The sequence below is a fragment of the Pseudolactococcus insecticola genome, assembly GCF_011170065.1.
GTDB classification, from domain to species: Bacteria; Bacillota; Bacilli; order Lactobacillales; family Streptococcaceae; genus Pseudolactococcus; species Pseudolactococcus insecticola.
The window spans coordinates 37,474-52,163 of sequence record NZ_BLLH01000002.1 but is presented as its reverse complement, the minus strand read 5'-3'; the positions used below and the strand labels follow the sequence as shown (position 1 = coordinate 52,163).

The 14,690-nt window shown below is 41.2% G+C and carries 16 protein-coding genes; 12 read left to right on the top strand and 4 right to left on the bottom strand.

What is annotated here, in order from left to right:
- Positions 1–40: 40 nt before the first annotated feature.
- Positions 41–967 carry a UTP--glucose-1-phosphate uridylyltransferase GalU gene (gene galU, locus Hs20B_RS02485; protein WP_172355289.1) on the bottom strand — a complete coding sequence of 309 codons (927 nt, stop codon included), beginning with the start codon at positions 965–967 and terminating at the stop codon, positions 41–43.
- A gap of 1 nt (position 968) precedes the next feature.
- Positions 969–2,006, bottom strand: coding sequence for an NAD(P)H-dependent glycerol-3-phosphate dehydrogenase (locus Hs20B_RS02480; protein WP_172355287.1), 1,038 nt, complete (start codon positions 2,004–2,006; stop codon positions 969–971).
- Positions 2,007–2,114: 108 nt separating this feature from the next.
- Between Hs20B_RS02480 and Hs20B_RS02475 the strand changes: the two genes are divergently transcribed.
- The 5 genes from Hs20B_RS02475 (at position 2,115) to pyk (ending at position 7,819) form a co-directional block, all read left to right on the top strand.
- Complete coding sequence (locus Hs20B_RS02475) at positions 2,115–2,621, top strand: 5-bromo-4-chloroindolyl phosphate hydrolysis family protein (RefSeq protein WP_172355285.1); 507 nt, start codon at positions 2,115–2,117, stop codon at positions 2,619–2,621.
- Complete coding sequence (locus Hs20B_RS02470; protein ID WP_172355283.1) at positions 2,611–3,777, top strand: toxic anion resistance protein; 1,167 nt, start codon at positions 2,611–2,613, stop codon at positions 3,775–3,777. Before Hs20B_RS02475 ends, Hs20B_RS02470 begins: the two co-directional genes overlap by 11 nt.
- A 96-nt stretch (positions 3,778–3,873) precedes the next feature.
- Positions 3,874–5,028: an N-acetylglucosamine-6-phosphate deacetylase gene (nagA, locus tag Hs20B_RS02465; RefSeq protein WP_172355281.1), complete on the top strand. Its 1,155-nt coding sequence runs from the start codon at positions 3,874–3,876 to the stop codon at positions 5,026–5,028.
- Between the two features lie 193 nt (positions 5,029–5,221).
- Positions 5,222–6,223, top strand: a complete 1,002-nt coding sequence (gene pfkA / locus Hs20B_RS02460; RefSeq protein ID WP_172355279.1) for a 6-phosphofructokinase — start codon at positions 5,222–5,224, stop codon at positions 6,221–6,223.
- Positions 6,224–6,316: 93 nt separating this feature from the next.
- Positions 6,317–7,819, top strand: coding sequence for a pyruvate kinase (gene pyk, locus Hs20B_RS02455; RefSeq protein WP_172355277.1), 1,503 nt, complete (start codon positions 6,317–6,319; stop codon positions 7,817–7,819).
- Between the two features lie 53 nt (positions 7,820–7,872).
- Here the strand turns inward: pyk and Hs20B_RS02450 are convergent, their stop codons facing one another.
- Positions 7,873–8,853 carry a hypothetical protein gene (locus Hs20B_RS02450; protein WP_172355275.1) on the bottom strand — a complete coding sequence of 327 codons (981 nt, stop codon included), beginning with the start codon at positions 8,851–8,853 and terminating at the stop codon, positions 7,873–7,875.
- Between the two features lie 188 nt (positions 8,854–9,041).
- On the opposite strand from Hs20B_RS02450, the gene arsC reads away from it, so the two are divergent.
- On the top strand, positions 9,042–9,449 hold the full coding sequence (gene arsC / locus Hs20B_RS02445; protein ID WP_172355273.1) for an arsenate reductase (thioredoxin): 408 nt from the start codon (positions 9,042–9,044) through the stop codon (positions 9,447–9,449).
- On the opposite strand, the gene Hs20B_RS02440 is transcribed toward arsC, so the two are convergent.
- Positions 9,423–10,373 carry a glycosyltransferase gene (locus tag Hs20B_RS02440; protein ID WP_172355271.1) on the bottom strand — a complete coding sequence of 317 codons (951 nt, stop codon included), beginning with the start codon at positions 10,371–10,373 and terminating at the stop codon, positions 9,423–9,425. The two genes, arsC and Hs20B_RS02440, sit on opposite strands and share 27 nt — an antisense overlap.
- A gap of 106 nt (positions 10,374–10,479) precedes the next feature.
- Between Hs20B_RS02440 and Hs20B_RS02435 the strand changes: the two genes are divergently transcribed.
- The 6 genes from Hs20B_RS02435 (at position 10,480) to Hs20B_RS02410 (ending at position 14,611) form a co-directional block, all read left to right on the top strand.
- Entirely contained in the window at positions 10,480–10,995 is a 516-nt protein-coding gene (locus Hs20B_RS02435) for a dihydrofolate reductase (protein ID WP_172355269.1), read from the top strand.
- The gene (locus Hs20B_RS02430) at positions 10,995–11,165 is read left to right on the top strand and encodes a hypothetical protein (protein WP_172355267.1); all 171 of its coding nucleotides are present in this window, start codon (positions 10,995–10,997) and stop codon (positions 11,163–11,165) included. Before Hs20B_RS02435 ends, Hs20B_RS02430 begins: the two co-directional genes overlap by 1 nt.
- Positions 11,166–11,221: 56 nt before the next feature.
- Positions 11,222–12,439 carry an ATP-dependent Clp protease ATP-binding subunit ClpX gene (gene clpX, locus Hs20B_RS02425; protein ID WP_172355265.1) on the top strand — a complete coding sequence of 406 codons (1,218 nt, stop codon included), beginning with the start codon at positions 11,222–11,224 and terminating at the stop codon, positions 12,437–12,439.
- A gap of 72 nt (positions 12,440–12,511) precedes the next feature.
- A complete protein-coding gene (gene yihA / locus Hs20B_RS02420) occupies positions 12,512–13,102 on the top strand; it encodes a ribosome biogenesis GTP-binding protein YihA/YsxC (RefSeq protein ID WP_172355797.1) in 591 nt (196 codons plus the stop codon).
- Positions 13,103–13,118: 16 nt separating this feature from the next.
- On the top strand, positions 13,119–13,886 hold the full coding sequence (locus tag Hs20B_RS02415; protein ID WP_172355263.1) for a serine hydrolase: 768 nt from the start codon (positions 13,119–13,121) through the stop codon (positions 13,884–13,886).
- A gap of 83 nt (positions 13,887–13,969) precedes the next feature.
- On the top strand, positions 13,970–14,611 hold the full coding sequence (locus Hs20B_RS02410; RefSeq protein WP_172355795.1) for a deoxynucleoside kinase: 642 nt from the start codon (positions 13,970–13,972) through the stop codon (positions 14,609–14,611).
- Positions 14,612–14,690 lie beyond the last annotated feature (79 nt).

The window sequence follows — 14,690 nt, the reverse complement described above, 5'->3', positions numbered from 1 at the left end:
TAGCAAAAAAGCACTCAGAAATTGAGTACTCTGTTATTGCCTATTTTTTAGCTGCAGTGGCGGGTTTATTAGCTTTTTCAAGCTCTTTTCCCTTTTTGATGATATAGTCATGAAGGGCGTTTTTGATTTGTGGGTGATTGAGACCATATTCAATCGTTGTTTCGACAAAGCCAAATTTATCGCCGACATCATAGCGTTTGCCCGTAAATTCTTGCGCAAACACACGTTGCGTTTTATTGAGCGTTTCAATGGCGTCCGTCAGCTGAATTTCATCACCAGCACCTGGTTTTTGTGTTTCAAGAATCTCGAAAATCTCAGGTGTCAAGAGGTAACGACCGATAATTGCTAAATCACTAGGGGCGTCTGCGATAGCAGGTTTTTCGACAAAGTTTGCAACATTATACAAACCTTTTTCAACTTCGCCTTCAGGTGCGATGACACCGTATTTATCAACTTCTTCATGTGGGACTTTCATCACGGCAATGGTAGAAGCATGCGTTTTTTCGTAGTCATCGATGAGTTGTTTGGTCAATGGCACCTCAGACTCCATCAAGTCGTCACCTAACATAACAACAAATGGTTCATCACCAACGAATGCCTTAGCTTGTAAAACGGCATGCCCCAGGCCTTTCGGGTGACTTTGACGGATGAAGTGCAGGTTAATGTCAGTCGTTTCTTCGACTAATTTGAGGAGTTCCGTCTTGCCTTTTTCTTTGAGTGACATCTCAAGTTCGATATTTGAGTCAAAGTGGTCTTCGATTGGTCGTTTAGCTTTGCCCGTTACGATCAAAATATCTTCAATACCAGATTTTAAAGCTTCTTCCACGATAAATTGAATCGTTGGCTTGTCAACGATTGGTAGCATTTCTTTAGCAATCGCCTTCGTTGCAGGCAAGAAACGTGTCCCTAAACCAGCAGCAGGGATAACTGCTTTGCGAACTTTTTTGTTTTGAATTTCAATTGTCATCTTAATTTAATCCTTTTATTTCGATAATATATTCATTTTCAGGTCGAGCTTCACGTCGCATGAGCTCGACAATGCTATCACGAATGTCTTTATTATTGTAAATCACGTTGTAGATGGTGTCAACGATAGGCATATCAATCTCTAAAGTTTCAGCAAGTTCATGTGCTACTTTAGTCGTTGAAACACCTTCAATCACCATGCCCATATTTGCCTCAATATCAGCAAGTTTTTCGCCACGACCGAGGGCATCACCAGCACGCCAGTTACGCGAGTGGACAGACGTCCCTGTGACAATCAAATCTCCCACACCAGATAGGCCGATGTAAGTCATGGGACTAGCACCCATTGCCACACCGAGACGTGTGATCTCAGCAAGGCCACGAGTAATGATGGCGGCTTTGGCATTATCCCCAAAACCGAGGCCATGTAAGGCGCCAGCGCCAACAGCAATCACGTTTTTTAAAGCAGCAGCTGTTTCAACGCCAATCACATCATCATTGGTATAGAGACGGAAGTAGTCGTTAGAAAACAAGTTTTGGACAAACTTGGCGTCATCTAGGTTTTTAGAGGCAGCAGTAATGAGTGTCAAATCGCGGACAATCGTTTCCTCAGCGTGTGACGGGCCAGAGACAACAACGACTTCAGAGCGTAGATTAGCAGGAATTTCTTCTTCTAAAATGGTTGAGATACGCTCGTGTGTGCCTTGTTCCAACCCTTTTGAGGCGTGCATGACCACAACTTTGTGCTCCAATGTTTCAGCGACTTGTTTTGCGACTAAGCGCGTTACTTTTGTCGGAACCACAAACAAAACGGCATCAACGCCATCAAGGGCAGTAGTAAGGTCATCATAGCCTTTAATCTTGCTATCTAGGACAATGTCCTTAAAATAGCGTGTATTGGTGTGCTGTGTATTGATTTCAGAAATTTGCTCGGGAACATTTCCCCAGATGCGAACCTCATGACCATTGTCATTGAGTACTTGCGATAGAGCAGTGCCCCATGAACCTGGGCCAAGGACAGCAATTTTTTTTTGGGTCATAATACCTCCAATTGTATTCCGTTTTATTTTATCATATTCTTTTAGAAAAATCATTCTCTGGACTGAGAAAAGCCAAAAAAATTATGCTAAAATAGGACTATGAAGATAATGATAGTATTAATGCTAATCGTGGTGGTGCTTATTTTGTGGTTAATCAAGGCGTATAAAAAAGAGAAGAAAAATCCAAAATTGATTGATCAGTACCGCAAACAAGGTTTGGAAGAACAGGATATCGAGATTTTTCGCAAGACCATGGGTGAGGCAAAAGATCAGATTCAGACTTGGGAAAAATTTGTCAAAAAAGATGGTGATTTACAGATTATCGAAAAAGTGACGGGTGGTCTTTCGAGTGCAAAAAAACTCTTCAAATTAATCGTTCAGACACCAAATGCTGTTTTGAAAAATGATGATTTTCTCTATAAAAAATTGCCAAATATGGTAGAATTAGTCGAGCACTATGATGATTTGAAAAGTTTAGATAAGCTAGATGCTGAACTGATGACGCAAACAACGCAGCTTATCAGAAGTTTGTCAGAAAAGATTGCTAAAACTTATGAAAATCAGCTTTCTGACGACATTGAAAAGATAAAAAATGAGGTAGAAAATGGCGAATGAAATTTTAGATGACTTGATGCAAGCAGACACATTGCAAGAAACTGTGGTCGAAAATCCTCTTGCCACGCAAGCTTTATCAGACGCTAGTGCACAATCCGTTGTCTCAACGCTTACTGAAGAAGAACTCAGCAAAGCAAAAGAGCTGTCAAAATCCCTTGATGAAAATAAGTCACAAACAGTCATCGAATATGGGGCTGTTGCGCAAAAGAAAATCGGCGATTTTTCACAGTCGGTGCTCAATAAAGTACAGGCTCAGGACTTGGGAGAAGTCGGCACAGCGCTGACAGACCTGATGTTCCAACTGCAAGAGTCAAATCCCAACGACCTAGTTGCTGAAGATCCTGGCTTTTTCAAAAAAATGTTTGGCAGAGTTAAGAGATCTATTTTTGAAGTGACACAAAAATATCAAAAATTAGGTGCGGGCATTGACAAAATCTCAATCAAACTGACTCATGAATACAAGGGCTTGCTTGATGACAATAAAACACTTGAAACGCTTTACGATGAAAATTTGGATTATTTCCATGCCCTGAATGTCTATATTGCGGGTGCTGAGATGAAGATTAAAGAGTTAGATGAGACGATTATCCCGCAGGCAAAGATTGATGCTGAAAATGTTCCTGATAATGCCATCGCCATTCAAAAGATATCAGACCTTGAAAACTATAAAAATCGTCTTGATAAGCGTCAATATGACTTGAAATTGGCACGTCAGATTACCATTCAGCAAGCGCCACAGATCCGCATGATCCAAAACACCAACCAAGAATTGGCTGAAAAGATCCAAACATCTATCAATACGGCAATTCCATTGTGGAAAAATCAAGTGGCGATCGCGTTGACCTTACTCAAGCAAAAAGATGCTCTGACGAGCCAACGAATCGTGTCAACTACGACGAATGATCTTCTGACGAAGAATTCAGAAATGCTGAAACAGTCGTCAATCGAAGCGGCACGTGAAAATGAGCGCGGTGTAGTTGACGTTGAAACACTGAAAACAACGCAACAGAACTTGATTGAAACGATTCAAGAAACGATGACAATTCAACGTGAAGGGGCACAAAAACGCCGTCAGGGTGAAGTCGAATTGGCACAGCTTGAAGAAGAAATCAAGGCAAAATTATTAGCACTTTCAAATCAAGACAAGAGCGAGTGAGTTTTTCTCGCTTTTTTGTCGGAATTGGACTAGACCACTTTTGACAAAAACCTGAAAAAGTTGTAAAATAAAAACAAAGAATGAGAGGATTTTAACATGGCAACTTACTATATTAAAGCAGATAAATTTTTCTATCCCTATGAGGTTAAAGGCGCAGGGTATTTGACTGTAACCGACGGCAAATTTGGTCAACATGTCACAGCGGTACCAGAAAATGCTGAGGTGATTGACTATACTGGCAAATTTATTGCACCAGGATTAGTTGATACCCATGTCCATGGGTATGCGGGTGCAGATGTCATGGATAACGATAAAGATGGGATTGTGCACACCATGAGTGATGCACTCTTGTCAACGGGTGTGACGTCATTTTTGCCAACTGCCTTGACAGCAAGCTATGAGCAATTGCGTGATATTTGTGAGACCATTGGTGAGCATTATACAGAAGCAAGTGGTGCAAAAATTCAAGGTATTTTCTTTGAAGGTCCCTATTTCACTGAAAAGTATAAAGGGGCGCAAAATGCAGATTATATGCGCAACCCAAGCTTTGAAGAATTTCAAGGCTGGCAAGCAGCCGCAAAAGGTAAGCTTTTGAAAATCGCAGTTGCGCCTGAGCGTGACGGTGTTGAAGACTTCATCTCAAAAGTTGTTGCAACGGGTACAAAAGTAGCGCTCGGGCATTCTGATGCGACCTACGAACAAGCGGTCCGTGGCGCAGAAGCTGGCGCAAGTATCTGGGTACACGCTTATAACGGCATGCGTGGTCTGACGCACCGTGAGCTTGGTATGGTGGGTGCAGTTTATGAAATTCCGCATACCTATGCTGAGCTGATCTGTGACGGCCACCATGTTCATCCGAAGGCCTGTGACGTTCTGATGAAACAAAAAGGCCATGACCATGTTGCCATGGTGACCGATTGTATGCGCGCGGGCGGTGAGCCTGATGGCGACTACATGCTAGGTGAATATCCCGTCATCGTTGAAAATGGGACAGCACGTCTTAAAGACGGTGGTAATCTTGCTGGATCAATTCTTAAGCTCAAAGATGGTCTTAAAAACGTCGTTGAGTGGGGCATCGCATCACCAGAAGAAGCTGTCATGATGACAACGCTGATTCCTGCAAAATCTGTCGGCATTGATGATAAATGTGGACGCATCAAAGCAGGTTTTGACGCAGACTTTATCGTGTTAGAATCTGATTTGGAGTTAGCAGCAACGTATTTGAATGGAGAAAAAGTCTTTTCTGCCTAATCTTATCTCGAAAACTATCGTTATGGAAAAAATAGCGATAGTTTTTAATTGGTCGATGAGCAAGAAAACGCTTACTAGATTACTGTTTTTTCAAATATAAACTTGAAAACGATTTCTTACGTTTATGACTGACAAAATAATATAAAACATGGTATAATGACTATGATAAAAACTTTGGAGGATTAATACTTAGATGAAACGCATTGCAGTTTTAACCAGTGGTGGCGACGCTCCTGGTATGAATGCCGCAGTCCGAGCAGTTGTGCGTAAAGCTATCCATGAAGGTATGGAAGTTTACGGCATTAACCGTGGATATGCAGGTATGGTAGATGGCGATATTTTCCCACTCGACTTTGATAGCGTGAGTAATACAATTTCTCGTGGTGGTACATTCTTGTATTCTGCGCGTTACCCTGAATTTGCTCAGCTTGAGGGTCAACTGGCTGGTATTGAACAGCTGAAAAAAAATGGTATTGAAGGCGTTGTCGTTGTTGGTGGTGACGGTTCTTATCATGGCGCTATGCGCTTGACTGAACATGGCTTCCCAGCAGTCGGTCTTCCAGGTACGATTGATAATGACATCGTAGGAACTGACTATACAATCGGTTTTGATACAGCTGTGACAACAGTTGTTGATGCACTTGACAAGATCAACGACACATCACTTTCTCACAACCGGACATTTGTGGTTGAAGTAATGGGACGTAATGCAGGTGATATTGCTTTGTGGTCTGGTATTGCATCAGGTGCTGAATATGTTATCGCACCTGAGTTCGACTTCAGTTTTGATGAGATTGCAAAAGATATCGAAGCACGTTACAAAAAAGGCTACAAGAATGCTGTTATCGTACTTGCCGAAGGTGTTATGGGTGGCAATGAGTTCGCTGAAGAACTTAAAAAACATGGTAATGTCGGCGACTTGCGTGTCTCTATCTTGGGACATATTCAACGTGGTGGCTCACCAACCGTTCGTGACCGCGTACTCGCATCACGTATGGGTGTTCGCGCCGTTGAATTGCTCAAAGAAGGAATTGGTGGCGTTGCGGTCGGTATTCATAACGAAGAATTGGTCGAAACACCAATTCTTGGTGATGGCAATGCACTCTTCAGTCTTGATGGCGATAAAATTGTTGTCAACAACCCACACAAAGCAGATAAAAAATTGCTTGACGTGGCATATGATTTGGAACATTAAAAATTGTTTTAAATCATTTTATACTTGTGAACTAGCTGCATTTGCAGCATAAATATTGGCGAAAGCCGCTTATTATAGAAGGAGTTCTATCTCATGAACAAACGCGTAAAAATCGTTGCAACCCTTGGACCAGCCGTTGAAATCCGCGGTGGTAAAAAATTTGGTGATGATGGCTACTGGGGTGAAAAACTCGATGTAGAAGCATCAGCACAAAAAATTGCTGAACTCATCAATGAAGGTGCTAACGTTTTCCGCTTTAACTTCTCACATGGTGACCATGCTGAGCAAGGTGAACGTATGCAAGTTGTACGTCGTGCAGAAGAAATTGCGAACCAAAAAGTAGGTTTCTTGCTTGATACAAAAGGTCCTGAAATCCGTACTGAATTGTTTGAAGGCGACGACAAAGAATTTAGCTACTCAACAGGTGACACATTGCGTGTGGCAACTAAACAAGGCCTTAAATCTACTAAAGCAGTAATCGCTTTGAACGTTGCTGGCGGTCTTGACATTTTTGATAATGTTGAAATCGGACAAACAATCCTAATCGATGATGGGAAACTTGGTTTGACAGTTGCTGGTAAAGATGCTGCAACTCGCGAATTTGAAGTTGAAGTTCAAAATGACGGTGTCATTGCTAAACAAAAAGGTGTTAATATTCCTAACACTAAAATTCCTTTCCCAGCGCTTGCTGAACGCGATAACGCGGACATTCGTTTTGGTTTGGAACAAGGATTGAACTTTATCGCAATTTCGTTTGTACGTTCTGCTAAAGACGTTAACGAAGTTCGTGCGATCCTTGAAGAAACTGGTAATACACACGTTCAACTCTTCCCTAAAATCGAAAACCAACAAGGGATTGATAACATTGATGAAATCATCGAAGCATCAGAAGGTATCATGATTGCTCGTGGTGATATGGGTATCGAAGTACCGTTTGAAATGGTACCAGTTTACCAAAAACAAATCATCCAAAAAGTCAATGCAGCTGGTAAAGCAGTGATTACTGCAACTAACATGCTTGAAACAATGACTGACAAACCACGTGCAACACGTTCAGAAATCTCTGACGTCTTCAATGCTGTTATCGATGGTACTGATGCAACAATGCTTTCAGGTGAATCTGCTAATGGTAAATACCCAGTAGAATCAGTTCGCACAATGGCAACTGTTGATAAAAATGCACAAGGTCTTTTGAAAGAATATGGTCGTTTGTCTTCTGCCAAATTTGACCGTTCAACTGTCACTGAAGTTGTTGCTTCAGCTGTTAAAGATGCAACAAGCTCAATGGATATCAAACTTGTTGTTGCTTTGACTGAGTCAGGTTCAACTGCACGTCTTATCTCTAAATACCGTCCTGATGCTGACATCTTGGCTGTGACATTTGACGAAAAAGTTGAAAAATCACTTATGATTAACTGGGGTGTTATTCCAGTCTTGGCTGAAAAACCTTCATCAACTGATGACATGTTCGAAATTGCTGAAAAATATGCACTCGAATCAGGTCTTGTTGAATCTGGTGATAACATCGTGATCGTAGCTGGTGTACCAGTTGGTTCTGGTCGCACAAACACAATGCGTATCCGCACTGTTAAATAATCAATCACTACGATATGAAAAACCATCTCAGATAATGAGATGGTTTTTTTGTGTTAGGATAGGAGATTTGTATAGGCGTCAAGTTGTTCTTCTTTTCGCCACTCGTTTGTAAAGTCAGCGATGAGCTGATATTGTTGATTAAAGTGAGTTTCATTTGGCCTGTCAGGAAGATGGTTGTCCAGGATAAACCTGACAGAGTGCATCAACTCTTTTCGAGTCTGTGCAGCATCTTCCGGGTGACCAAGAAGATCCAGATAAATCACCTCAGCTAGTTTTTGCAAAAATGAGATATAAATCATCTGATGATCTTGTCTAACTTTTTGAAGTGACTGATAGAAGCGTTTAATGTTGAAATTATCTTTCTTATAGATTGCAGTCTCAAACAGAGAAAATCTCAAATTTGTAATAAGAGATAGCGTTGTATAGTCATCTTTAGCAACGTCGCTCAGGCTATCGAGTTTACCAGAGAGAGCCCAAAATAGCTCTAAGTCTGTAATAGCAGCAGAAGTTGATAGGATGAAAATCAGCGCAATCTCATAAGTTGTCCAAATTTCCCGCTTCACCAGATCGTTATAGATTTTTTTGAGTAGGCGCTCAATCACATCAGACTTATTTTCGTGTTCAGCAACCAGCAAGTCAATCAGATAGACAGTATTGATAAAATAAGTCTGGATGTATTTATTATGACGGATTTTGCTGAAAATCAGATAGGCTTTCGTCTCATAACTCGTGTCTGTCCGCAATTTGTGGGCAGTTTCTAGGATAATCGCCATGATAGCAGGTGAATCCCAAATATCATTTGTCGTGTCTGCTCCATCAGATAGAAAGTTATCGATAGACGCTTGATTGTAGAAGACACGCGTGCTCTCATAGGCTGATAGATTAAGAAAGAGTGAAATCGTAGTCAAATCGTCAATCGTTGGTTTCTGATCGCCATTCATCAGACGATAAAAACGCCCGCGGCTCATCTCATCAGGATCAAGTCCTGTTACTTTCAGATTTTTCATCTTCCGATAATAATCGAAGTTTTCCATTATTACGCCCCTTATGTCGTTTTATACTAGTATAGTATTTTAATTATAACATGGATAATGTGTGGAAACAATGAGAATAAGTCCTTTGTTTTAGAACAAAGGAACTCAATATGATGGATTTAATAGATAAATTAGTTGAAGATATTTCGAAATAACCTGTCACAAAAACAATATGTTATAATAAAGCAATGAAAAAGAAAATTTATTTTTTATGCACGGGCAATTCCTGTCGCAGTCAGATGGCAGAAGGATTTGCGAGACAATTTTTTGATGCAGAAAGCTGGGAAATTCGCTCTGCTGGCGTCGAGCAGCATGGTCTCAATCCGCGTGCAGTCAAGGTCATGCTTGAAAAGGGCATTGACATTTCTACGCACACATCAGATCTAATTGATATGGCTTATTTTAATACGTCAGACGTCATCATCACCCTTTGTGGTGATGCACTTGACAAGTGTCCGGTCATTCCTGCGTCCATCACGCATCAGCACTGGGATTTGACAGATCCTGCGCGCGCAACTGGCTCTGAAGAAGAGATACTGGACGCCTTTCGGCAAACGCGCGATACGATTTCAGACTTGGTCAAAGAACTGCTCTAGTTTCTGGAGTAGTTTTTTTGTTTGTTTACCAGTGCGCAAGTCCTGTCCAATTTTTTGAGCAAATGCGGAATCATAGTCAAATTTAGCAGGAAGCTCTGACAAGTCTGAGATACTTGCCCCGAGCTTGTGATCCGTGATGAAACTTGAAAATGGGGAAAAACTTGGGACGATGACAGGTAGATCAGCAGCCAGATAAAGACTGAGTTTATGTGGACTGTTTAGCATTTGATACTGCTGATACTGCGTTTCGTCAGTCATATCGCTATCCCAAACGAGACCAACCCCATCTGGTAGCCCTGTAGGTGCTGTATCCTGTGGTAATAAGTCATGAAAATGAATCTGATCTGGCAAAGTCACCTGACGCCATTTTCTAGGAATCTGACCAAAAACATCTATGGGCTGGTGAAACTGCTGTAGCCAACTCGCTTTGCTCAGCGTGCCAGCAAATATCAAGCGTTCTGACGGATGTCTTCTAGGAATTTCAGCAAGGCTCAGATAGTCAAATAAGCCTAGATAAAAAGTCGGAACGTGCGAAATATCAAGACGATCAGCCATCTCAGGTGTATGGACAACGATCCCGTCAGAACGTTGTAAAAGACCGTATTCCCGTTTTTCGTCAGGACGACCTGACAAGCGCAATGGCTCAAAATCATGGATAAAAACCACAAATTTTGCCCCAGTTTTCTGAACACTTTGTTGAAAATTTTCCTCAAATTCGAGTGGCAGATAACTTGGAAATTGGTGTATAACGAGGTCTGCCGATGTGAGATTAACTGTAAGAAGACTTGCGTCAAGCCCCTGCGTAGCACGGTCAATTTCGATAATCTGATAGCCAGTTTCCTGTGCAATGGCAGCAATATCATTTTTAGGTTTGGTGGCGCCAATCGGCATCCAGGGTTCAATCGTGTGTGTGAGATACTTCATGTCTTTATTCTAACATTTTGCATGAAATTACGGTATAATTGTATGAGGTAGTAAGAAGAAAAGTTGGGTGTTTGTTGCAAAACGCCCTGAAAAAGTGAGGTGACGTATGATTTCAGCAATTTGGGCAGAAGATGAGCAAGGCGTGATTGGTGTCGATGGTAGACTGCCTTGGTCATTGCCAGGGGAGTTAGCGCATTTCAAAAAAACAACATTTCACCAAGCTATCCTCATGGGGCGCAAGACCTTTGAAGGGATGAATAAGCGTGTTTTGCCAGGCCGCACAACGATTATCATGACACGAGACGCAGATTACAAGGTCGAAGATAATGACAATGTCCTTGTTTTCAACCATCGTGAAGCTGTCATCGACTGGTATCGCGCGCAAGACAAGATAACGGCGAAAGACCTGTATATTATCGGAGGCGCGGAGATTTTTTCTGCCTTTGATGGCTGTTTTGACAGGCTCTATCGAACGGTTGTCCATGGCAACTTTGAGGGCGATACGCATTTTCCTGAAAATATTCAGCTGGGGCAATTTTCTGAGCTATCAAGCGTTGATTATCCGAGTGATGAAGACAACGACTACGCATTTACGGTAAAGGTTTACGAGTATAAAAGATAATGGAAAGAACAATTTTTGGCGTTTTTACCGCCGTTTTAGCATGGATTTGCTTGGTTTGTGCCGTGCAATGTTTTCGTAAAAAAAAGTTTGGCTTAGCCATCGTCTTTTTCCTATGTGCTTTTACAAACTTGGTCAATACCATCCACGCTGCCTATCAAATGCTGTTTTAATTATTGAGTTACAAAGCAATAATCAGGAATAATAATAAAGGAAAAAGTTAAAAATCATGGCAAACAATACGCAAATATTTTGTTCATTTTGTGGTAAATCTCAAGATGAAGTAAAAAAAATTATCGCTGGTAGTGATGTGTTCATCTGTAATGAATGTGTTGAGCTGTCAATGGACATTCTTCGTGAAGAGTTCAAAGACGACATCAGCAGTGAGATACTAGAAACAAAAACACCAAAAGAGTTGCTTGCAGTGTTAAATGAATACGTGATTGGTCAAGATCGTGCCAAACGTGCGCTGTCCGTTGCAGTTTACAACCACTATAAACGCATCAACTTTGCTGAGAGTAAAGAAAATGACGACGTTGAGCTGCAAAAGTCAAACATTCTCATGATTGGCCCAACTGGTTCAGGCAAAACCTTTCTCGCGCAAACGCTTGCGCGTTCACTCAATGTACCATTTGCCATTGCTGATGCGACAAGTTTGACTGAAGCTGGTTATGTTGGTGAAGACGTAGAAAATATCCTGCTCAAGTTGCTGCAAGCCAGTGATTACAATGTTGAGCGTGCTGAACGTGGTATCATCTATGTGGATGAAATCGATAAAATCGCTAAAAAATCTGAAAATGTATCGATCACACGTGACGTATCAGGTGAGGGCGTGCAACAAGCGCTTTTGAAAATTATCGAAGGGACTGTTGCAAGTGTGCCACCGCAAGGCGGCCGCAAACATCCTAACCAAGAAATGATCCAGATTGATACCAAAAATATCTTGTTTATCGTTGGTGGTGCATTTGACGGCATTGAAGAAATCGTTAAACAACGTCTGGGTGAGAAAATTATCGGTTTTGGCGCCAATAACAAAGCACTCAGTGAAAATGACTCGTATATGCAGGAAATTATCGCTGAAGACATTCAAAAATTTGGTCTGATTCCTGAGTTTATCGGGCGTTTGCCGATTGTTGCAGCGCTTGAACGATTGACTGAAAATGACCTGGTTCATATCCTGACAGAGCCTAAAAATGCCCTTGTCAAGCAATATCAACAGTTGTTGAGTTTTGACAATGTTGCACTGTCCTTTGAGCCTGACGCGCTTGTCGCCATTGCCCAAAAAGCAATCGAGCGCAAGACTGGCGCCCGTGGCCTGCGTTCTATCATCGAAGAAGTTATGATGGATGTCATGTTTGAAGTGCCTAGCATGGCAAATGTAAAAGAGGTTGTCATCACGGCCGATGCTGTTCAAGGCGTTGAAGAACCGCTGATTATTGGCGCATAATTGCGAAATTTATTGTCATAAAAAAAACTAAGGAACGCGCGTCGTCGCGCTCTTTTAATGAAATGAGAAATGATGAAATTTAATATTCATAATGTCAGTATCACGACAAGTGCACCGTCGCAGGCACATTATCCGGTATCAGATCTGCCTGAGATTGCACTTGCTGGACGTTCAAATGTTGGTAAATCTAGCTTTATCAATACCATCCTAAACCGTAAAAACTTTGCACGGACATCAGGAAAGCCTGGTAAAACACAGTTGCTTAATTTTTTCAATATTGATGACACCCTGCATTTTGTAGACGTACCAGGTTATGGCTATGCCCGAGTTTCTAAAAAAGAACGTGAAAAATGGGGTGGCATGATTGAAGAATATCTGACGACGCGCCCAAATCTACGTGCAGTCATTAGCCTAGTCGATATGCGCCATGAGCCATCTGCTGATGATGTGCAAATGTACGAATTTCTAAAATACTATGATATTCCCGTGATTTTGGTGGCAACAAAAGCCGATAAAATTCCTCGCGGCAAATGGAATAAGAGTGAAAGTCTGATTAAGAAAACGCTACAATTTGATAGCAACGATGATTTTATCATCTTTTCAAGCTTTGATAAAACAGGTATCGCTGAAGCTTGGGCTGCGATTGAATCGTTTATTGACTAAGCGGCACGATATATATATGAGGAAAAAATTAAATCCAGTCTTTGTCCTGATTTTGAGTAGCCTTATTTTGCTGGGATTTATCGGCCTATCAAAGGCGACACAGCTAATTGCCACAAGTAAACCAGATGCCGCAGCTCAAGCAAAGGCAATTAAGCAAGTTTTTCAGGCAGATAAAGACGTAGAGTCGGCTGAGTATCTTGATTTGACAACTGGCAAAATAGTGAGTAAAAATCCACGGGAGCTCCGTGTTTCTGCATCAACTTATAAACTTTTTATTGCGCGTTTTATCCTGGCAGAAATTGCGAGTCACAAGTTATCTTGGACATCTCCCTATGAGAATGAGACGATTCGTGACGGCATAACGCAGATGATTGTCAACTCTGATAATAACTTTCCTGAGTGGGTGATTGCAACTTATGGCGCAGATACGATTGAAGCTTATCTGAAAAGCGTTGGCTACCAGGGGCTTTGGGCTGATCCAAATCAAGCACAGACGAGTGCCTCTGATTTGACTAAAGTACTGCAATATTACTATCTGCATCGTCAAAATGCTGATGTTAAATTTTTATTGGGCTTAATGAAAACGCAGGAATTTCGGACGGGTATTCCTGCTGGTACACCGTCAGTTGTCGCAGATAAAGTTGGTTTTATCGACTATTATAAAAATGATGCGGGCATTGTTTTTGCAAAACGCCCTTATATTCTGGTCGTGATGACCAATCATCAGACAGATTTCTCACTTGTCAAGCAGGTGACGCAAGCTGTCGAAAACAGTCGTAAGTAGAAAAAGATGCTATCTTTGTTATTTTTCATGAAATTATTTATAATATAAACTAAACAAGATAGCAGACAAAGGAGTAATTCAAAATTTTGATCGTATTAGCTGGCACAATTGGTGCAGGAAAATCTAGTTTGGCTGAGGCCTTAGGTGAGCATTTAGGGACAGATGTCTTTTATGAAGCAGTGGACAATAATCCCGTCTTAGATTTGTATTACAAAGATCCGAAAAAATACGCATTTTTATTGCAAATTTATTTTCTTAACAAGCGTTTTGAGTCGATTAAACTGGCCTATCGACAAAATAATAATGTACTGGATCGCTCAATTTTTGAAGATGAGCTGTTTTTGACGCTAAACTATAAAAATGGCAATGTCACGAAAACTGAGCTCGATATTTATAAAGAATTGCTAGCTAATATGCTAGAAGAACTTGAAGGAATGCCTAAAAAACGGCCTGATTTGTTGATTTATATTGACGTGTCATTTGAAACTATGTTGCGTCGTATTGCGACGCGTGGTCGCTCATTTGAGCAGGTAGAAACGCAGCCAGAGTTGCATGACTATTATGCACAAGTTCACGCAGAGTATCCTGACTGGTATGAGGCCTATGATGCGTCGCCCAAAATCCGTCTTGACGGTGACAAGATTGATTTTGTAAATAACCCAGAAGACTTAGCGCGTGTGCTAAAAATCGTTGACGGTGAGCTTGCGAAACTTGATTTACTATAAAAATCTAATTCTAAAGTGCTTGGGCACTTTTTTTATGACATTTTTTACATTTAAAGATAGAAATGTTCTGAAAATTCTG